Here is a 17,945-nt window from a genome sequence, read left to right as displayed (position 1 = left end):
CCGCGCCGCGAGAACTAACCGAGCGCGGGCTTTCAGCCCGCGCGGCATCGCGCGCCGGCGCGAGTAGACGCGCACCGATGCCAACCCGCTACTTGCTGGCGCCGCCCACCTTCGCCGCGATCAGCTCGTTCCGCGCCGCGATCGTATTCGGGTGCAGCGGCCAACGCTGCTCGACCGCGTTCTGCACCTGGTAGTCGAGATACGCCAGCAGCGCCGCGTCGAGGTCGCTCTCCGCCAGGTCGCCGACGCGAATGACGTCGGGACGGCCGCCCATCTTGTGCGGTTCGATCTTGTCCGCCACGAACAGCAGCTTCTGTAGCGGCGACATCCCGGCGTGCGCGGTCGTGTGGCGCGCCACCGCCGCCAACACGTCGGCGTCGCGCACGTGGTACTGCTCGCGCAGGATCTCGACCGAAAGCGGCCCGTGCAGGAGGATCGGCGCGATCGCGTCCGCCGCATCGATCGCGTACCCCTGCTCCGCCGCGATCTGCAGCAGCCGGTCGCCGCTGTGCGCCCGCAGGATGTCGTGCCCGAGCGCGGCGATCTTCGCCGCTTCGCGGTCGACGCCGTGGACACTCGCCAGCCGCGCCGCCTCGTCGGTCACGCGCAGCACGTGCTCCGCCAGCCCCGACGGAAGCTTGGGCAATGCGGCGCGCAGCAGTTCTTCGGACTCTGTCATCGCAGGCTCTTCGGAACGCGCTTCGTGAGATCGATCCGGCGACGTGGACGCCATGGTCCGCGTGCGCGACGAGCGGCGGCACGCTCAAGTGATGTGCGCTCGTCGACGGCTCGTCCCAAGATCATTCCGGTGTCCACGTCACCATTGTGTCGGGTTTGACGCGTAGAAGCACACGCGGCTCGTCTCGACGCTCTTCCAAATAGGCCCGCGCGTCCTCGACGTAACGTGCGACGATCGCCAGCGCCCCGTCCCACGCCCCTTCATCCCGCGCGATCTCCTCCACCCTCCCGTACGCCGCGACCGACGTCTCGCGCGGCGGCGCATCGATCAGCAGCGTGATCCGCGGGTCCCGCCGCAGGTTGCGATACTTCACCGTCGTCCGGTTTGTCGCGAGCCAGAATGCCTCGCTGTCCCATCGATACCACACTGTCGTCAGGTGCGGCCGCCCGTCCGGGTAGGTCGTCCCCACAACGACCGTATGCCGCTCCTCGAGGAACGCATCGACCTGCGCGCGCGTCAGCTTGCCCATCGCGCCATTGTAGTGGCGTTCGCCGTCATCCAGAGCAAGGCGCCCACCACCCACCTCATCCTGAGCCAGCGAAGCGCAACGCGACGCCATCCTGAGCCAGCGCGGCGTGTACACGTCATCCTGAGCAAGCCCGGCGTATACGCGTCATCCTGTGCAAGCGCGGCGTATAACGTCATCCTGAGCAAGCGAAGCGCGGCGAAGGATCTCCTCACGGCGACCATTCCCACTCCGAGATCAACGTTGCACGCCACCAAAAGCGCGGGCTGAACGCCCGCGCTCACAAAAGAAAACCCCTCCGCGCCTGTGAGCCTCCGCGGTTCCGCCCCTGACGACCGACGACAGGTTCCACGTCATCCTGAACAAGCGCGGCGTGTACACGTCATCCTGAGCAAGCGCGGCGTATAACGTCATCCTGAGCAAGCGACGCGCGGCGAAGGATCTCCTCACGGCGATACCTCCCACGCCGAGATCGACGCTGCACGCGCAGGAACGTGCCGGACGAACGTCCCTCCTCTCCGCCTGACGGAGAGGGGCCGGGGGTGAGGTCCTTCGCGCACGCACAACAACGCGCGGGCTGAAAGCCCGCGCTCACAAAAGAAAACCCCTCTGCGCCTCTGCGGCTCTGCGGTTCCGTCCGCGACGACCGAGACCCGACGACCGACGACCACTACAAATGCGTCGTCAACCCGCCATCCACGTACATCACCTGCCCGCTGATATACCCGCACGCGTCCGACGCGAGATACACCGCCAGCGGCGCCAGTTCCTCCGCCGTCCCCGCCCGCTTCATCGGCACGAAGCGCACCGTCTGGTTCGCCGCCGGGTCCGGGTTGCCGATCGCCGGCGTGTACTCCATCCACCCCTGCGCGATCGCGTTCACCGTGATGCCCTGCGGGCCCCACTCCTGCGCCAGCGCTCGCGTCAGGTTGTGAACGCCTGCGTGCGCCGCGCAGTATGCCGCCGCGTTCGCTATTGCGCGCTCACCCAGCGCCGACGTCACGTTGATGATGCGGCCGCCGCGCCCCTGCTTCAGCATCTCCTTGCCGGCGGCGCGGCACCCGTGAAACGTCCCGGCCAGGTTCACTTGCATGACGCGGTTGAACTCGACGTCCGTCGTCGCTTCCGCCGCCTTGCCGAGGAAGAGGTCCGGCGCGTTGACCAGGATGTCGATGCCATCCATCTCCTTCGCGACCTGCCGCACCATGACCTGCACGCCCGTGCCCAGCGTCACGTCCGTCGCGACGGTCGATGACTTGCGGCCCATCTTCGTCAGTTCGCGCTGCACGCCCTTCGCGGCCATCACGTCGTCGCCGCGCTCGCTCGCCGAAGACACGGTGACGTCCGCGCCCGCTTCCCCGAGCGCCAGCGCGATCGCCCGCCCCGCCGCGCCGCCCGCACCGATGACGAGCGCGCGCTTGCCTGCCAGGTTGTAGGCATCGACCGAGATCGCGACGTCGCCCCACTCGTTTTGCATCTCTCGCTCCTAACCCAGCGCGACGTCTGGCGCGAAACCGATCGGCGCCAGCCCGCCGGCCAGGCCGCCGCCGTCGATCACGAACCCTTGGCCCGTCACATAGCTCGACGCGTCGGAAGCCAGGTACACGGCGAGCGGCCCCAACTCCCACGCCTCGCCGAGACGTTGCGCAGGCAGGTAGCGACCACGCGTCTGCGCGAAGATCTGCGCCTCCTCGCTGCGCGCCGGCGCCTGCTGCACGAAGCCCGGGATGATGCAGTTGACGCGGATCGCGTGCTTCCACAGCATCGCCGACAGCGACTTGGTGAGCGCGATCACGCCCGCCTTCGCCGCGCCGTAGCCGAAGCTCATCGGATACGCGCGCATCGCCGTCCCCGACGCCAGGTTGATGATCACGCCGCCGTGCCCTTCCGACACCATCTGCTTCGACGCGGCGCGCGCGCAGTAGAACGCACTCGAAAGGTTGACGTCGAGCGTGTCCCGCCAGTCACCGTCGTCGACGTCCCACAGCTCCGCGTTCGCGCCCCGCATGTCGCCGATGCCCGCGTTCGAAAGCATGATGTCGAGCCGTCCGAATTCGCCGGCCGCCCGCTTGATCAGCGCGTCGCACTGCGCCGAGTCCTGCACGTCGGTCGGCTGCGCGATGGCCCGCCGCCCGCGCGCTTCGATGTCCGCCTTCGTCCGGTCGATCTGCTCCGCCGTCCGCGCCGCGCACACGACGTCGGCGCCGGCTTCCGCGAGCGCGAGCGCCATCTGCCGCCCGAGTCCGCGCCCCGCCCCGGTGACGATCGCCACCCTCCCATCGAGCCGCAAACGTTCCAGCACCATGCCGCCGCCTCCCTTCGATCATTGAGGCTCGAATTGTAGGCAACCCGGCCCCCACGATCGAGAGAAGCCCCTCGCCCTCGGCCAACCCCCTCTGTTGTCTGCTGTTTGTCGTCTGTTGTCGTCGCCCTTTGCTGCTTGCCGTTTGCTGTTTGCCCTTTGCTGTTTGCTGTCGTTCGTTTGCTGTTTACTACCCCCGCCATGCCCATCGGTGCACTCCTCCTCGTCCTCGGCGCTGCCGTCTTTCACGCCTCGTGGAACTACGCCGCGAAGGGCGCGCGCGGCGGACTCGGCTTCGCCGCCGCGACCGTCGCTTGCTCCGTGCTGTTCTTCCTGCCGCTGACCATCGTCCTGGCCGTCGTGCTCCGCGGCGAATTCGGCCCGGAGGCGCTCGCGTTCATGCTTGTCAGCGGCTGCCTGCACACGCTCTACTTTCACGTGCTTACCGAGGGCTATCGTCGCGGCGATCTTTCCGTCGTCTATCCGCTGTCGCGCGGCACCGGCCCGATCTTCACCGTCATCGGCGCCGTCATCCTGCTCGAGGAGCGCCCCGCCCCGATCGCCGTCGTCGGGATCTGCCTGATCGTCGCCGGCGTCATCATCATTTCGCTCCCGCGCGAGGTCGAGCTGAAGCACGCGGCGCCCTCGATCGCCTTCGCGCTCGGGACGGGACTCTGCATCGCCATGTACTCGCTCTGGGACAAGAACGCCGTCGATGACATCCCGCCCGTGCTCTACGGACTCGGCATCGACATCTCGCGCATGATCGTGCTCGCGCCCATCCTGCTCGCGTCGGCCACCGTCCGCAGCGACGCCCTCGACGCCTGGACAGCGCACCGCCGCGCGACCATCATCATCGGAGCCCTGACGCCGGCCGCGTACCTGATGGTGCTGGTGGCGTTCACGCTGGCGCCCGTGAGCTACGTCGCGCCGGCTCGCGAGGTGAGCATCCTGTTCGGCGCCGCCATGGGGCTCGGCCTGATGGGCGAGGCCTACCCCGTGCAGCGCCTTGCCGGGGCCGCCGCCATCGTCGCCGGGCTCGTCGCTGTATCGTTGGGCTGACACGCGCCTGGCGCGCCTTCACCGTGGGCGCGCCACCGCGTATCCTCGTTGCGGCGGGAATCGAAAGGAACCTCCGTGGGCGACTACCAGTTCGAGCGCGAATCGCGCACGCCGTACTCCGAGGCATACACCGTCGACGACGGCGGCGACGTCATCGGCCGCGTGGACATCCACTACAGCAGCTCAGGCGCCGTGCACGCCACGTTATGCGTGCCGCAGGACTTCGACGAAGACGATATCGAGGACCTGATTGCCGAGATCGATGAGCGCCTCGTGCTCACGTCCGACCCGCATCGCGAGGACTTCGTCGTCACCGTGTGGCGCGGTGTACAGGCCGGGGTGTTCTCCGAGGAGAGCGAGGACGAGGAGTCAGGCGAGACGAACGGCGCCGCGCCCTTCGGCTAGCGTGCCTGTCGATTGCCGATGACGAGCGTCTAATGGGCCAATCCGCACGTGCGCCGATGAACGATCCAATCAGCTCGAAATGTTCATCATGGATGTACTCCGCTATGACATGGAGACGTTACCTTTGATCCTCCAACTGTTGAATCTTCGAGATTCGATAGGATGGCGCTTTGCTTGGAGCGGCGACTTCGAGGAAGGAGAAGTTGCAGAAGCGATCGGGAGGCTTCGCGCCAAAGGGGACGTCGTTCTTCTCACACCGAATGGCCACTCCCTCGAGATCGACAACGATTCGGGCGTTGTCGATCTTCTTGCGGGTTCTCCTGAGATATGGGTTGAGTTAACGGAGAGTGGCCGCGATCGATGGGAGCGTTGGGAAGACTTCCCGGTCGAGCACGAGGAAACCTCTTGACTCCAGCGCGTTCCGACATATGAAAAACTACGACCCCGCGATGAGCTTCGGGCCCGATGCGAACGCCAACCCGACCGTATCCACTTACGACTTACAACTGAAGACTTACAACTACCGCTACCGCCCCGCCGCCTGCGCCGGATAACGCTGTGGCGTCCGGCTGAATTCCGCGTCCCGGTCCGCGCGCTGCACGCGGATCGCCCGGTCGAGCGTCCGGAACTGCGGGAACATCGCGTACGCCGCCAGCACCGACACGATCAGCATCACGCCGCCGATCGCGACGACCGCCGGCGTCCCGATGATCCCCGCAGCAATGCCCGCCGGCACGGCGCCGAACGGCATCAACCCGAACGACATCATCAGCACGCTCATCACGCGCCCGCGCACGTTGTCGGGGACCACCGATGTGATTACCGTGTTGTTCACCGTCATGAAGATCATCTGACACAGCCCGACGACGATCAGCATCGGCAGCGCCACAGCGAAGAACGGCGACAGCGCGAACGCTACCAGGAACATGCCGCTCACGACGGCGGCGACGAGCATGACGCGCCCCTTGTGCGGATAATTGTCCATGTTCGCGACGAGCAGCCCGCCCGCCAGCCCGCCGACCCCGGACATCGCCTGCATGACGCCGAAACCCACCGCGCCGACGTCCCACACGTCGTCCGCGAAGACCGGCAGCAGCGTCTGGTACGGCATCGCGAAGATCATCGGCACGGTGCCCAGCAGCAGCAGTCCCATGATCAGCCGGTTGCTCCTGATATAGCTGAACCCCGCGCGAAAGTCCGCAAAGAACGTGACTTCAACGTCGCGTTTCTCCGCGGGCATCTTCGGGAGGCCGAACGTCATCACGACCGAGATCGCATACATCGCCGTCAGCACCGCAAATCCACCACCGACACCGATGACGGGCACGAGCAGCCCCCCGAGCGCCGGCGCGACGATCCGCGTCGCGTTCATCGAGCTGGAACCGAGCGACATGGCGTTCATCAGCAGTTCGCGCGGTACCAGGTTTGGAATCACCGCCTGACGCGCCGGCATGTTGAAGGAAAACGCCACGCCCGACAGCGTCGAGAGCACCATCAGGTGCCAGAACTCGACGATGCCGGCCATGATCAGCACCGTGTTGATCGCGTTCAGCAAGCACACCGCGCTCTGCGCCCAGATCATCAACGCCCGCCGGTCGACCCGGTCGCAGATCACGCCGCCGATCGGCGCGATCACCAGCATCGGCAGCGCGACGCTGAGCATGATCAGCGCCAGCGCGCTCGGGCTGTCCGTGATGTCGTACACCAGGTAGCCGCGCAGGATGATCATCATGTTCATCCCGAAGAAGAACGCGACCATCCCCCAGAAGTAGAGCGAGTACTCGGGGATCGAGAGCGACGCGAACGTGCCGCGCCAGCCCTGCGAGCGTAGCGCTGGTGATGGAACGTTGTCGGGCGCGGGTGCGCTCATCTTGATCGGGCCGTCCTGGCCCGGTCCTTTCTGATGCCGTGGCTCAGGTGGTCTGTGCCGCGGCCGTACTTTCGAGTTGCTCGATCCAGGTGCGGTATTGGCCGAGCTTCGCTTCCAGGTGCGTCTTCATGTCTTCGAGCGCCGCAAGCTTCTGGTCGATGACCGCAACCTGCCGCTCGGTCACTTCGACAGCCTTCGATATCTTCGCGCGCCGTTCGGAGACCTCCGCGTCGCGGCGGTACGTCGCCCGAAGCTGCATCTTGACTTCGTCCGCTTCGACCATCTCCTTGATGTCGGCCAGCGTGAATCCCAGCAGCGTCTGCAGGCGCTTGATGCGCTCTACCCGCTCGACGTCGGACTCGGAATAAAGACGAAAGCCGCCTTCGAGGCGGGAGGGCGGCTGGAGCAGCCCCTTCTCTTCGTAGAACCGCAGCGTCCGCTGGGTGACGCCGGTGCGCTCCGCCACCTCGCCGATCTGGAGATACGGCTGCGCATGGTCAGCGGGCGCTTCTTCGGCCGGGCGCTTGTTGGTCATCGGACTGATCGTACGGAAAGCTTAACGCTGGCGTCAAGGTTAAAGTTTTCGCCCTGCGGGGTCGGGGAGGATCGACGACCGGGTAGTCGCGAAGCCGCGTTCGGAATGTCCTGCCTATGAGTCGGTGGGTAGCTAAGCGCTCATCAATGCGAACACGCGCGAGAGGCGGCCCGTCGTCGTGCCCGTCGCGGGCGCCACCGGACCATCGTCCAGGTCCATCCGTTCAAGCTGCTCCGAGAGACGCGCCCGGTCCTTGGCGATCTCGGCCTTCAGGCGGGCGACTGCGGGGTTGTCCTGGGGCGGCGTAGTTGTCATTGACGGCGCGTTGCCTCCGAATTCAGCCGGGTCCGTACCCAGATCAGAACGCGCCGGCCATGCCGCCATAACAGCCAAAAATAGCACCCGGTCGACGGTAGGCGGCCCGCCAGCGCTACCAGTACTCCCTGGCTCGCCCCGTCGAACGTCGAGGCCGCTTACGCCCCAGGATGAACGCGTGTACCAGCGCGGCGCCCGCCACGAAGCCGCCGATGTGCGCGAAATACGCCACCCCGCCCGAAGCCGTATCGACGCCGAGCGACGCCCAGCCGAAGAACACCTGGATCACGATCCAGATGCCGATCAGCACGAACGCCGGCAGCGGCAGCGGGATGAAGATGAAGCCGAAGATCACGTACACGACCGCCCGCGGGAACAGCACGATATACGCACCCATGACCCCCGCGATCGCTCCGCTCGCGCCGACCGCCGGTTGCAGGCTGTCGATGTCCGTCACGCCATGCACCAGTCCCGCGAGCACGCCGCAGAGCAGATAGAACACCAGGTAGCGCAGGTGCCCCATCGTGTCCTCGACGTTGTCGCCGAAGATCCACAGGAACAGCATGTTGCCGCCGATGTGCAGCCAGCCGCCGTGGATGAACGTCGCCGTGATCATCGTCAGCAGCGGCTGGCTCTGCTCGCCGCAGATCGCGCGTCCTTCCGCGCTCAGGGCGGCGTTGCGCCCCAACTCGTCGAACGTGCACGCGGGCACGTTGCCCCATTCGTAGATGAAAAGATCCAGTTCCGTCACGTTCCCGCGCACGACATCCTGGCTCAGGTACACCTCGTACAGGAACACCAGCAGGTTCAGGACGATGATCGCGAGGTTCACGTACGGCACCGAGCGCGTCCGCACGCTGTCGGAAATCGGGATCATGGCGCGTCGCCCGCGGCCGCGTCGATCGGCAGGGCGCCGAGCGCCCGCAGGTCGAGCGCCAACCCCGCCATCACGTAGAACGTGCGATCCGCCGCCGCCGCAACCGTCTTGTTCGCGGCCCCCACGGCGTCACGAAAGACGCGCCCGAGCGCATATGCCGGCACGACCCCCGCACCGACGTCGTTGGACACGATCGCGACGTCGCCATCGAACCGCGCAGCCCAACCGCCGAGTTCGGCGACCCGCTCGCTCACATCACGCAGCACGGCGTCAATCGTTTCCACCGATGCTGTATCCGCCGCCGGCAACGCGTCGAGGATGAGATTCGAGATCCAGGCGGTGACGCAGTCGACGACTACGAAGTCGCCGCCGCGCGTGTGCTCTGCCAACGCGCCGGCAAGCTCAATGGGCTCCTCGACCGTCAGCCAGTCCGCGGGACGTGAAGCCCGATGCTGACCGACGCGCGCGCGCATCTCGTCGTCCAGTTCGCGCATCGGCGCGATGAAGACCACGCGGCGCCCGCTCGCGGCGGCCAGCTTTGTCGCAAGCTCGCTCTTGCCGCTGCGCGCGCCCCCCAGGATGAACGTCAGCATCGCAGCAAGGGTAGATCGGCGGTCATCCCAGCGCCCACGCGTCGAGCCAACCGCGACTCGCCAGCGCCGCGATGAACAGCAGGACCAGCGCTTCGCTGATCTCCACCGTCGCGCCGTACATGTCGCCCGTCATGCCGCCGGTCATGCGCGTTGCGAGCGCGCCGAACGCCAGCGCGACGCCCGCCGCGAACGCCACGACGTACAGGCCGCCTCCACCCAATAGGACCACTGCTGCAACGATCGCCGTGGCCGCGGCGACCGCGAACTGCGCCGGCCACGCTTCTCGCCGAAACGCGACGCTCGCGCCCTCCGCGCGCGCGTACGGAAACGCCACGATCGCGACGAGCATCGCGAAGCGCGCGAGGCACGGCGCCAGCACGATCGCCTCTACGCGCACCTCCGGCGAAGACGCCGCGAATCCCGCCCACTTGAGCGCAAGCACGCACACGACCGCGACGATCGCGTACGTGCCGGCGTGTACGTCGCGCATGATCTCGAGACGCCGCTCCGGCGTGTAGCCGCCGAGCAGTCCATCTGCCGCGTCCGCAAGCCCGTCGAGGTGCAGCGCGCCGGTAAGCGCCACGAGCGCGACGACGAGCAGCACGTCCACCGATGCCTGCGGCAGTGCGCGCATCGCGAGACGGTCGACGCCCAGCAGCGTCAGTCCCATCAGCAAGCCGATCGCGGGGAACCACAGTTGCGACTCGGCGACGCGTCGCATATCGCCGCGAGGCGTGCGGCGGACGCCGATCCGCGTCAGGAACTCGAGCGCGACGAGCGGGTGCGCCGTCACGCCTCCGGCCGCGTCCCCGAAATCGAGCGCGAGACGCCGGCAGAGTCGAACGTCGCCATCTCGCGCGGCAGCCGCAGCGCCGCCGCGAGCAGCGACAACGCGAGCGTGGCCCCCGACCCTTCGCCCAGGCGCATCTCCAGGTCGAGCAGCGGCCGCAGACCAAGGTGCGCCAGCGCGAAGCGGTGCCCCGGCTCCGCCGACATGTGCGATGCCAGCATGTACTCGCTGGCGACCGCACCCCGCGCCGCCGCGACCAGCGCGCTCGCCGTCGTCGGATAGCCGTCGAGCACCACCGGCGCCCCCGTCGATGCCGCGCCGACCATGACGCCGGCGAGAAACGCGATCTCGAAGCCCCCCACTTTCGCCAGCACGTCGATTGCGTCCGACGGATCGGGCCGGTTGACATCGATCGCCATCTCGATCGCTGCCAGCTTTCGTGCGAAGGCTGCGTCATCGATGCCCGTCCCGCGGCCGGTCGCGACGCGCGGCGGCACGCCGGCCAGCACCGACGTCACCGCCGCCGCCGCCGTCGTGTTCCCGATGCCCATGTCGCCGAGCGCGAACGCGTCGTAGCCTTCGCCGCGCAACGCTTGCGCGTACGCGATCCCACGCGCGACGAGCGTCTCCGCTTCGGCGCGGGACATCGCGGCGCCGCGCGTCATGCTGTCGGTGCCGCGTCGCAACTTGGCGTTGTGTACGCCGCTGTCGTCGAAGTCGCGCGCCACGCCCGCGTCGACGACGCGTACCTCGGCGCCGCACTGTCGCGCGAGCACGTTGACCGCGGCGCCCCCGCGCAGAAAGTTCGCCACCATCTGCCACGTGACATCCTGCGGATATGCGCTGACGCCTTCCGCCGCGACGCCGTGGTCGGCCGCCGCCACGACGATCACCGGCTTCTCGAACAGCGGCGACGCCTCGCGCGCGACGCCGGCCGCCCACACAGCCAGCTCCTCGAGCCGCCCCAGCGCCCCGGCCGGCTTCGTCAGCCGTGCCTGCAGCGCCAGCGCCTCCTCGCGCGCCGATGCGTCGGGCGTCCGGATGCTTGCGATCGCGTCGTCGATCACCGCCCTGCAATCCATCAGAACTCGATCCCCGGCTGCGCCTTGATCCCCTGCTGAAACGGGTGCTTCACCTCGCGCATGTCTGTCACCAGGTCGGCGTAGTCGATCAGTTCCTGCGGCGCGTCGCGTCCGGTGATGATGACGTGCGTGCGTTTCGGGCGCTCGCGCAGGAACGCGATCACGTCTTCGGTGGGCAGCCAGCCATAGGCCAGCGGATACGTGAACTCGTCGAGCACGACGATGTCGTACTCGCCGGAGCTGATCTTCTCCTGGCACTGCTGCCACAACTCCCGCGCCAGCGCCTTGTCCTTCTCGATGTCCTTCGAAAGCCACGTGAAGCCGCCGCCGAGCGACACGATCTCCATGCCAATCTTCGCCGCCGCGCGGTTCTCGCCGTAGTTCGACGTCGTGCTCTTGATGAACTGCAGCATGCACACCTTGTAGCCGCGTCCCCACGCCCGGAAGAGCACACCGAGCGCCGCCGTCGTCTTGCCTTTGCCGTTGCCCGTGTTCACGACGACCAGCGACTTCTTCGGTGCCTGCTCGCTCATGACGCTGCCTCCGCCGTCGTTACGCCCGCGGCCGCTTCGACGTCCGGGACGATGATAGGGCGGCCGCTCTCCGGATGCGACATCACCCGCACGGCGATCCCGTACAGCCGCCCGATCGCATCGGCGCTCAGCACGTCGCCGGGACTGCCTATCGCCGCGATGCGCCCGCCGTCCATCAGCGCGACGCGGTCGGCGAAGGCCGCCGCCAGCGTCAGGTCGTGTACCACCGCGAGCACGGCAAGCTGCTGTTGGCGGCAGAGCGACAGCATCAGGCGGAACGTCTCCACCTGGTGCTGGATGTCGAGGTGCGACGTCGGCTCGTCGAGCAAGAGCAGCGACGGTTGCTGCGCCAGCGCCCGGGCGATCACCACGCGTTGTCGTTCGCCGCCGGACAGCTCCTGCACGTATCGCTGCCGCAACTCCCAGCATTCTGTGCGCTCCATCGCCCCGCGCGCGATCTCGATGTCGCGCATGCTTTCGGACTGCAGCAGGCGCAGGTGGGGCGTGCGTCCCATCAACACGACTTCGAGCGCCGTAAAGCCTTCGGGCAACGGCGCTGACTGCGCCACGACGGCAACCTTGCGCGCGATGGCCGCGGCGGGCGTTTCGTGTACGGCTAGCCCGTCGATCGCCGCGACGCCGCTCGTCGCCGCGTGTACGCCGCTCACGATGCGCAGCAGCGTGGTCTTGCCGCAGCCGTTCGGCCCCAACAGCGCGACGATCTCGCCGCGTTCGACGCGGAGATCCACGCCGAGAAGCACCTCGTGCCGTCCGTAGCCCGCCCGTACGTCCCGGATATCGAGCATCAGGCGCGCTCCACGATCGTCCGCGAATGGCGGCGCAGCAGGAACAGGAAGAACGGCGCCCCGATGACCGCCGTCACGACGCCGATCGGTATCTCGTGCCCGGGATCGAGCGTGCGCGCGATCAGGTCCGCGAGGATCAGGAACGACGCGCCGAAAAAGCCCGACAACGGCAGCACTCGCCGGTAGTCCGGCCCCCAGATCATGCGCACCGTGTGCGGCACGATCAGCCCCACGAAGCCGATCAGGCCGCTGACCGCCACCGCCGCCGCCGTTGCCAGCGATGCCACGGCCAGGACCGTCACCTGCACCCGCTCGACGTTGACGCCGAGTTGCCGCGCCTGCTCTTCGTCGAGCTGCAGCACGTTGAGGATGCGCGCGTGCGGGAGCAACAGCAGGATGGCGACGACCAGGTACGGCAGCAAGATGCCGGCGTCGAGCCACTTCGCCGTGTTGAAGCCGCCCAGCACCCAGTTCAACACGGCGATCGTCCGCTCGCTGTACGTCAGCATCAGGTAGGTGACGATCGACGTACCCAGCGACGAGATCGCCACGCCGCTGAGGATCAGCGACGTCGTCGAGAACCCGCGGCCGGCGCGGGCAAGGCCGTACGCCAGCATCACGGCCAGGATCGCGCCCGCGAACGCCGCCAGCGGCAGCGGATTCAAGATCCCCGCCGTCACGAACAGCGGCGACACGATGATCAGCGTCGCGCCGACGCTGGCGCCCGCCGCAACGCCCATGATGTACGGCTCCGCGAGCGGGTTGCGAAACACCGCCTGGTACGCAGCGCCCGAAAGCCCGAGCGTCGCGCCCACCATCCCCGCCAGCAGCACGCGCGGCAGGCGCACGTGCCAGACGATCGCGTCTTCCGTCGCCGTCCCCCCTGACACTGAGATGAACGGCACATGGTCGAGCAGCACCGCGATCGTCGCCGTCGGCGCGATCCGCACCGTGCCGAGTCCGAGCGCGAACAGCGCGACGGCCAGCGTCGCGAGAGCGGCCAGTGCCAGCGTTGGCGCGAGCGAATGCCATGTGACCAACACATGCCCGTCACCTGCATGCGTACGGCCGATGCGGAGCGGCGCGAGCTGCATTACTCGAAGACCTCCGGGTAGAGATCACGCGCCAGTTGCTCGAGCGCATCGACGATGCGCGGCCCCGGCCTGCTGATGATGTCCGGGTTGATCGCGTAGATGCGGTCGTTTTGCACGGCCGCGATCGCATCCCAACCCGGGCGCGCCCGCACGGAGTCAATCGTCACGCCGAAGGCCTCGTCCGCAAGCACGATCACGTCGGGATTCGCCGCGATGATCGCTTCCTGCGTGAGCTGCGGATACGCGATGCCGCCGCCGTCGCCGGCGATGTTGCGCGCCCCGAGAATGGCGTACAGGCTGCCGATGAACGTGTCGTCGGCGATCGAATACAGCTCGGCGTCGAGCTCGTGGTAGAAGCTCGGCGCGGCGCGTATCACCGTCGTCGGCGGGTCGATGCCCATCTTCTCTTCGACCGCATCGACGCGACCGCGCAGGCCGTCGAGCAGCGCCTCCGATGCGTCCGTACGGCCGGTGATGCGCCCCATGATGTCGATGTGTTCGAACACGTCATCGATCGATGTCACGTCGCTGTCGATATCGAGGAACAGCACCGGAATACTCAGGCGGTCGAGCGCTTCGACGATCCCGTCGATGTTGTTCGCCACGATCACGAGGTCCGGCTCGAACCCCGCGATCGCCTCGATGTTCGGCTGGTACGCGTCGACGCGGCCCGAGAGCGTCGCCACCCCCTGCGGATAGTTCGCGTTGTTGTCGACCGCGGCGAGTGCGTCTTCGGCGCCGATCGCGTAGATGATCTCTGTCGCGCCCGGCGACAGCGAGACGATCCGCCGCACCGGCGCATCGACGACAAGCTCCTTGTCGTCGCTCCGGTCGACGCTGACCGGGAACTCGCCTGCCGGCGAAGCTGCGGTAGGGGCCGATGCGACGTTGTCTGCGTCGCTGTCATCGTCGCCGCCGCATGCGGCGAGCGTGATGGCCAGCAGGGCGATGGTGAGCAGCGCTACGAGGGGGCGGTGGACAGTCATCATTCCTCCACGGGTGACTGACTGCCGCGGGCGCTTCGAGACATAAGAAATGCCCCTGCCGTTCGAACAGGGGCGGGAGTTGCTTCCGAAAAAGCGCGTCCTGCGCCTTTTCCTCGAAGGCCTCGCGACAGCGTGAGGTGCAGTCGACCTGGCTCCCCCGGTCAAACGCCGGGGATACAGTTGCGGGACAGCGCCGGCTTCTCACCGGCTTCGCCACGCCTCACGAACAAGTATTCGATTGTGTTCCGAGCATACGCCCGCCACGCGCACTCGGTCAAGCATTCCAACATCGTCCGACAATCGTCTTTCGCGTCGTGCAAAGGACGATTGTGAATTGACCTACAAGCACACCATTGTTACGATCCAAGTGAACCTGGGCTGAAGGCGCGAACGCGGCGAACAAGGTTCACGCAGCCTTCGTAGCCGCCGTCGTGGCCGTCCGGGCGGGAGAGGATCGCTTGCCGTTCCAAGTTCTGCTCGAGAATTACCTTGCCGTCTTCCTGGCGGTCAACATCGGGTTCATGCTCGTAGCTACCGCCCTCATCGCTGCGCGCGTACTCGCGCCCTACTCTCGCGTGCGTGGTAAGTCGATCTCCTACGAGTGCGGCATGCTCCCGATCGGGCGCACCCGCGTCCAGGTGCAGGTCAGGTACTACCTGTTCGCGATCCTGTTCCTCATCTTCGATGTCGAAGCCGTCTTTCTCTTCCCGTGGGCCGTCACCGTCGCCGATGCCGGAGCGACGGCGTTCTGGGAGATGGTCATCTTCATCGGCATACTCGCCGCCGGACTGGGATACGCGTGGAAGAAGGGGGTGCTGCAGTGGCACAAGTACTGAACGAAACGCGGGCCGCCCCGGCGAAGCCGCCCGAACGCGTCGAGGGCGAACCGATCGTCGTCCCCGAACGCGAAAGGACCGGCCCCGAGCGCGAACTCGACCTCCTTACGCCCGTACCGTTCGAGCGCGGCGAGGCGCTCTATCGCCAGATCCTGCCGGGCATCATCCAGGTGCCCGCCGATGCCGTGCTCGCGGCCGCGCGCAAGTCGTCGCTATGGCCGATGACGTTCGGCCTCGCCTGCTGCGCGATCGAAATGATCGCGACGTACATGTCGCACCATGACCTCGACCGCTACGGCATCGTCCCGTGGCCGTCGCCGCGCCAGTCCGACGTGATGATCGTCTCCGGCACCGTGACGAAGAAGATGGCGCCCGCCGTCAAGCTGCTGTACGAGCAGATGCCGAACCCCAAGTGGGTGATCTCCATGGGCGCCTGCGCGACGAATGGCGGCCCCTACACGCGCTACGACCGCGTGCTGCAGGGCGTCGACAAGATCATCCCCGTCGACGTGTACGTACCGGGCTGCCCGCCGCGTCCGGAGGCGCTCATGGATGGCTTCATCGCGCTCCAGAACAAGATCATGGAAGAGCGCAGCCTGTAATGACGCCTCCTCCGGACGAGAAGGACGCGCAGGAAGGCGCGCCGCCGCCTGACGACAAGGCGAAGGCCGAGGACAAGCGCACCAACGTCGGCATCGAAGGCGCGGATCCTGGGCGACCCGGTGCCGCTGATCCGGAGCCTGCCGCGGAACCACCCGTGCAGGAGCAACTCACAGCCGAAGAGAAACTCGCCGACCCGGCCGCAGCCGGCGCGCTGCCGTCGGACGCCGCCGCATCGATCGAAAAGCCGGCCGAGGCCGCCGCGCCCGCTCCCGAAGGCGCGCAGCCGCAAGACGCCGCGACGAAGGCCGACGCACCGAAGCCGACGCCGAAGCCCGCAGCCGAACGCCCCGCACGTCCCGCGAAGGAAGCGGAGCCCAAAGAAGCGCCGCGCGTCGAACCGCCGCCCGGCAGCATCAACGAGGTGTTCGCCGCCGCGCTCCCCGCCGTGCAGATGAAGGCGTACACCGTGCCCGCGACCATCGGCGACTCCGTGGCGATCGAAGTCGGCCGCGATGACCTCGTCGAGGTCATGACGCTCGCCCGCGACGACGCGCGCCTCGATCTCAAGTACCTGCGCTGTCTCTCCGGCGTCGACTGGCAAGAAGAAGGCCTGGAAGTCGTCTACCACCTCTCGTCGATGTCGAAGCCGCACACGCTCACCGTGAAAACGCGCGTGACGACCGAAGACGCCGTCGTGCCGAGCATCGCCGCGCTGTACCCGGCGGCCGACTGGCACGAGCGCGAGACGCGCGACATGTTCGGCATCCACTTCGAGGGCCACTGGAACCTGGTGCCGCTGCTCCTTCCCGAAGACATGACCGACCACTTCCCGCTCCGCAAGGACAACCCTCTGCAGGAGATCGAGGAGTGGCAGGGCGACAACCTGCGCGAGGGCGCGGGTGAGGGTGACGAGTGATGGTCCAGCAAGTAGATCGCCGAGACCTCGAAACGATCGACATGCCCATCAACATGGGGCCGCAGCATCCGAGCACGCACGGCGTCTTCCGCATGGTGCTCATCGTCGACGGCGAGAAGGTCGTCGATGTGACGCCGCACATCGGCTACATGCACCGTGGCGGCGAAAAGCTCATGGAGGCGATGGACTTCCGGCAGGGCATCGGCTACGCCGACCGCACTGAGTACCTCGCGCAGTTCAGCGCCGAACTCTGCTACTGCCTCGCCGTCGAACGCCTCATGGGCATCGAGGTGCCGGAGCGCGCCGAGTACATCCGCGTCATCCTCACCGAACTGAACCGCCTGAGCAGTCACTTCATGTTCGCCGGCGCCTTCGGCATCGATGCCGGCATCATCGGCACGAGCTTTACGTACGCATTCCGCGAGCGCGAATACCTGCAGGACATCTTCGAAGAGGTCTCCGGCGACCGCCTGATGTACGCGTACTTCCGTGTCGGCGGCCTGGCGTGGGAGGTCCCCGACAACTTCGTCTCACGCGTCAACGAAACGCTCGTCAAGACGAAGAAGGGCATCCAGGACCTCGACGATCTGCTCACACGCAACGAGATCTTCATGGTGCGGTGCCAGAACATCGGCAAGTTCACGCCCGAGCAGGCCATCGCCTACGGGCTCAGCGGTCCGATGCTGCGCGCGTCCGGCGTGCCCTGGGACCTGCGCAAGGACGAGCCCTACTCGATCTATCACCGATTCAGCTTCCAGGTGCCCGTTGGCCGGTACGGCGACGTGTACGACCGCTGGTTGGTGCGCCTCGAAGAGATGCGCCAGTCGATCGCGATCGTCGAGCAGGCGCTCGAGCAGATGCCCGCCGAAGGCGCCATCGTGCCCGAGAAGATGCCGCGCCGCCTCCGCACGCCCCCCGGCGAGGTATACGCAAAGGTCGAAGCGCCCCGCGGCGAATGGGGCGCCTACCTCGTCTCGAAGGGCGGCGACAAGCCGTACCGCCTGAAGATGCGCTCGCCTTCGTTCTGCAATCTCTCGGCGCTCCGCGACATGACGATCGGCCAGTTCCTCGCCGACGCCGTCATGATCCTCGGTTCGATGGACATCGTGCTGTGCGACGTGGACAGGTAGGAGCG

The 17,945-nt window shown here is 67.1% G+C and carries 22 protein-coding genes and 1 riboswitch; of the genes, 7 read left to right on the top strand and 15 right to left on the bottom strand.

What is annotated here, in order from left to right; genetic code table 11:
• Positions 1-88 precede the first annotated feature (88 nt).
• The 4 genes from yqeK to WEB52_11330 form a co-directional block, all read right to left on the bottom strand.
• Positions 89-679: a bis(5'-nucleosyl)-tetraphosphatase (symmetrical) YqeK gene (yqeK, locus tag WEB52_11345; GenBank protein MEX2227030.1), complete on the bottom strand. Its 591-nt coding sequence runs from the start codon at positions 677-679 to the stop codon at positions 89-91.
• A 121-nt stretch (positions 680-800) separates the two neighbouring features.
• Positions 801-1,208 (bottom strand): TIGR03618 family F420-dependent PPOX class oxidoreductase, encoded by a 408-nt coding sequence (locus WEB52_11340; GenBank protein MEX2227029.1) that lies wholly within the window; start codon positions 1,206-1,208, stop codon positions 801-803.
• A 667-nt stretch (positions 1,209-1,875) separates the two neighbouring features.
• Positions 1,876-2,682 (bottom strand): SDR family oxidoreductase, encoded by an 807-nt coding sequence (locus WEB52_11335; GenBank protein MEX2227028.1) that lies wholly within the window; start codon positions 2,680-2,682, stop codon positions 1,876-1,878.
• 9 nt (positions 2,683-2,691) lie between these two features.
• Positions 2,692-3,510 (bottom strand): SDR family NAD(P)-dependent oxidoreductase, encoded by an 819-nt coding sequence (locus tag WEB52_11330; GenBank protein ID MEX2227027.1) that lies wholly within the window; start codon positions 3,508-3,510, stop codon positions 2,692-2,694.
• A gap of 198 nt (positions 3,511-3,708) precedes the next feature.
• Between WEB52_11330 and WEB52_11325 the strand changes: the two genes are divergently transcribed.
• The 3 genes from WEB52_11325 to WEB52_11315 all read left to right on the top strand — a co-directional run bounded on the left by WEB52_11325 (position 3,709) and on the right by WEB52_11315 (position 5,383).
• On the top strand, positions 3,709-4,569 hold the full coding sequence (locus tag WEB52_11325) for a DMT family transporter (GenBank protein ID MEX2227026.1): 861 nt from the start codon (positions 3,709-3,711) through the stop codon (positions 4,567-4,569).
• 75 nt (positions 4,570-4,644) lie between these two features.
• The gene (locus tag WEB52_11320) at positions 4,645-4,974 is read left to right on the top strand and encodes a hypothetical protein (GenBank protein MEX2227025.1); all 330 of its coding nucleotides are present in this window, start codon (positions 4,645-4,647) and stop codon (positions 4,972-4,974) included.
• 79 nt (positions 4,975-5,053) lie between these two features.
• Positions 5,054-5,383, top strand: a complete 330-nt coding sequence (locus WEB52_11315) for a hypothetical protein (protein ID MEX2227024.1) — start codon at positions 5,054-5,056, stop codon at positions 5,381-5,383.
• A 117-nt stretch (positions 5,384-5,500) separates the two neighbouring features.
• Here WEB52_11315 and WEB52_11310 read toward each other — a convergent pair whose 3' ends face one another.
• The 11 genes from WEB52_11310 to WEB52_11260 form a co-directional block, all read right to left on the bottom strand.
• Positions 5,501-6,844: an MFS transporter gene (locus WEB52_11310; protein ID MEX2227023.1), complete on the bottom strand. Its 1,344-nt coding sequence runs from the start codon at positions 6,842-6,844 to the stop codon at positions 5,501-5,503.
• Positions 6,845-6,887: 43 nt separating this feature from the next.
• Positions 6,888-7,379: a MerR family transcriptional regulator gene (locus tag WEB52_11305; GenBank protein ID MEX2227022.1), complete on the bottom strand. Its 492-nt coding sequence runs from the start codon at positions 7,377-7,379 to the stop codon at positions 6,888-6,890.
• A gap of 132 nt (positions 7,380-7,511) precedes the next feature.
• Positions 7,512-7,694: a hypothetical protein gene (locus tag WEB52_11300; protein ID MEX2227021.1), complete on the bottom strand. Its 183-nt coding sequence runs from the start codon at positions 7,692-7,694 to the stop codon at positions 7,512-7,514.
• A 115-nt stretch (positions 7,695-7,809) separates the two neighbouring features.
• Positions 7,810-8,571 (bottom strand): rhomboid family intramembrane serine protease, encoded by a 762-nt coding sequence (locus WEB52_11295; protein ID MEX2227020.1) that lies wholly within the window; start codon positions 8,569-8,571, stop codon positions 7,810-7,812.
• Positions 8,568-9,164 (bottom strand): bifunctional adenosylcobinamide kinase/adenosylcobinamide-phosphate guanylyltransferase, encoded by a 597-nt coding sequence (cobU, locus tag WEB52_11290; GenBank protein ID MEX2227019.1) that lies wholly within the window; start codon positions 9,162-9,164, stop codon positions 8,568-8,570. Before cobU ends, WEB52_11295 begins: the two co-directional genes overlap by 4 nt.
• 22 nt (positions 9,165-9,186) lie before the next feature.
• Positions 9,187-9,957, bottom strand: a complete 771-nt coding sequence (gene cobS, locus WEB52_11285) for an adenosylcobinamide-GDP ribazoletransferase (protein MEX2227018.1) — start codon at positions 9,955-9,957, stop codon at positions 9,187-9,189.
• Positions 9,954-11,036: a nicotinate-nucleotide--dimethylbenzimidazole phosphoribosyltransferase gene (cobT, locus tag WEB52_11280; protein ID MEX2227017.1), complete on the bottom strand. Its 1,083-nt coding sequence runs from the start codon at positions 11,034-11,036 to the stop codon at positions 9,954-9,956. Before cobT ends, cobS begins: the two co-directional genes overlap by 4 nt.
• On the bottom strand, positions 11,036-11,569 hold the full coding sequence (gene cobO, locus WEB52_11275; protein MEX2227016.1) for a cob(I)yrinic acid a,c-diamide adenosyltransferase: 534 nt from the start codon (positions 11,567-11,569) through the stop codon (positions 11,036-11,038). The genes cobT and cobO overlap by 1 nt, the downstream gene beginning before the upstream one ends.
• A complete protein-coding gene (locus WEB52_11270; GenBank protein ID MEX2227015.1) occupies positions 11,566-12,375 on the bottom strand; it encodes an ABC transporter ATP-binding protein in 810 nt (269 codons plus the stop codon). The genes cobO and WEB52_11270 overlap by 4 nt, the downstream gene beginning before the upstream one ends.
• Positions 12,375-13,469 (bottom strand): iron ABC transporter permease, encoded by a 1,095-nt coding sequence (locus WEB52_11265; protein ID MEX2227014.1) that lies wholly within the window; start codon positions 13,467-13,469, stop codon positions 12,375-12,377. Before WEB52_11265 ends, WEB52_11270 begins: the two co-directional genes overlap by 1 nt.
• Complete coding sequence (locus tag WEB52_11260) at positions 13,469-14,455, bottom strand: helical backbone metal receptor (protein ID MEX2227013.1); 987 nt, start codon at positions 14,453-14,455, stop codon at positions 13,469-13,471. The genes WEB52_11265 and WEB52_11260 overlap by 1 nt, the downstream gene beginning before the upstream one ends.
• Before the next feature lie 147 nt (positions 14,456-14,602).
• A riboswitch (cobalamin riboswitch) is annotated at positions 14,603-14,664 on the bottom strand.
• 249 nt (positions 14,665-14,913) lie between these two features.
• Here WEB52_11260 and ndhC point away from each other — a divergent pair.
• The 4 genes from ndhC to WEB52_11240 all read left to right on the top strand — a co-directional run bounded on the left by ndhC (position 14,914) and on the right by WEB52_11240 (position 17,940).
• A complete protein-coding gene (gene ndhC, locus WEB52_11255; GenBank protein ID MEX2227012.1) occupies positions 14,914-15,291 on the top strand; it encodes an NADH-quinone oxidoreductase subunit A in 378 nt (125 codons plus the stop codon).
• Between the two features lie 149 nt (positions 15,292-15,440).
• Complete coding sequence (locus tag WEB52_11250; protein ID MEX2227011.1) at positions 15,441-15,893, top strand: NADH-quinone oxidoreductase subunit B family protein; 453 nt, start codon at positions 15,441-15,443, stop codon at positions 15,891-15,893.
• Positions 15,893-16,810 (top strand): NADH-quinone oxidoreductase subunit C, encoded by a 918-nt coding sequence (locus tag WEB52_11245; GenBank protein MEX2227010.1) that lies wholly within the window; start codon positions 15,893-15,895, stop codon positions 16,808-16,810. Before WEB52_11250 ends, WEB52_11245 begins: the two co-directional genes overlap by 1 nt.
• On the top strand, positions 16,810-17,940 hold the full coding sequence (locus WEB52_11240) for an NADH-quinone oxidoreductase subunit D (GenBank protein ID MEX2227009.1): 1,131 nt from the start codon (positions 16,810-16,812) through the stop codon (positions 17,938-17,940). The genes WEB52_11245 and WEB52_11240 overlap by 1 nt, the downstream gene beginning before the upstream one ends.
• Positions 17,941-17,945 lie beyond the last annotated feature (5 nt).

The sequence above is a fragment of the Dehalococcoidia bacterium genome, from assembly GCA_040902535.1.
Taxonomy (GTDB): domain Bacteria; phylum Chloroflexota; class Dehalococcoidia; order DSTF01; family JACRBR01; genus JBBDXD01.
Note: the sequence above shows the minus strand (reverse complement) of the source record. Positions and strands in the feature narration are given on the sequence as shown.

Bases quoted from the DNA above. Each gene is read 5' to 3' on its own strand.
- WEB52_11335 (MEX2227028.1), bottom strand. From the start codon at position 2,682: ATGCAAAACGAGTGGGGCGACGTCGCGATCTCGGTCGATGCCTACAAC.
- WEB52_11300 (MEX2227021.1), bottom strand. From the start codon at position 7,694: ATGACAACTACGCCGCCCCAGGACAACCCCGCAGTCGCCCGCCTGAAG.
- WEB52_11260 (MEX2227013.1), bottom strand. From the start codon at position 14,455: ATGACTGTCCACCGCCCCCTCGTAGCGCTGCTCACCATCGCCCTGCTG.
- WEB52_11245 (MEX2227010.1), top strand. From the start codon at position 15,893: ATGACGCCTCCTCCGGACGAGAAGGACGCGCAGGAAGGCGCGCCGCCG.
- WEB52_11310 (MEX2227023.1), bottom strand. From the start codon at position 6,844: ATGAGCGCACCCGCGCCCGACAACGTTCCATCACCAGCGCTACGCTCG.
- WEB52_11265 (MEX2227014.1), bottom strand. From the start codon at position 13,469: ATGCAGCTCGCGCCGCTCCGCATCGGCCGTACGCATGCAGGTGACGGG.
- cobT (MEX2227017.1), bottom strand. From the start codon at position 11,036: ATGGATTGCAGGGCGGTGATCGACGACGCGATCGCAAGCATCCGGACG.
- WEB52_11315 (MEX2227024.1), top strand. From the start codon at position 5,054: ATGTTCATCATGGATGTACTCCGCTATGACATGGAGACGTTACCTTTG.
- cobO (MEX2227016.1), bottom strand. From the start codon at position 11,569: ATGAGCGAGCAGGCACCGAAGAAGTCGCTGGTCGTCGTGAACACGGGC.
- yqeK (MEX2227030.1), bottom strand. From the start codon at position 679: ATGACAGAGTCCGAAGAACTGCTGCGCGCCGCATTGCCCAAGCTTCCG.
- WEB52_11270 (MEX2227015.1), bottom strand. From the start codon at position 12,375: ATGCTCGATATCCGGGACGTACGGGCGGGCTACGGACGGCACGAGGTG.
- WEB52_11340 (MEX2227029.1), bottom strand. From the start codon at position 1,208: ATGGGCAAGCTGACGCGCGCGCAGGTCGATGCGTTCCTCGAGGAGCGG.
- WEB52_11240 (MEX2227009.1), top strand. From the start codon at position 16,810: ATGGTCCAGCAAGTAGATCGCCGAGACCTCGAAACGATCGACATGCCC.
- WEB52_11295 (MEX2227020.1), bottom strand. From the start codon at position 8,571: ATGATCCCGATTTCCGACAGCGTGCGGACGCGCTCGGTGCCGTACGTG.
- WEB52_11305 (MEX2227022.1), bottom strand. From the start codon at position 7,379: ATGACCAACAAGCGCCCGGCCGAAGAAGCGCCCGCTGACCATGCGCAG.
- WEB52_11325 (MEX2227026.1), top strand. From the start codon at position 3,709: ATGCCCATCGGTGCACTCCTCCTCGTCCTCGGCGCTGCCGTCTTTCAC.
- WEB52_11330 (MEX2227027.1), bottom strand. From the start codon at position 3,510: ATGGTGCTGGAACGTTTGCGGCTCGATGGGAGGGTGGCGATCGTCACC.
- cobU (MEX2227019.1), bottom strand. From the start codon at position 9,164: ATGCTGACGTTCATCCTGGGGGGCGCGCGCAGCGGCAAGAGCGAGCTT.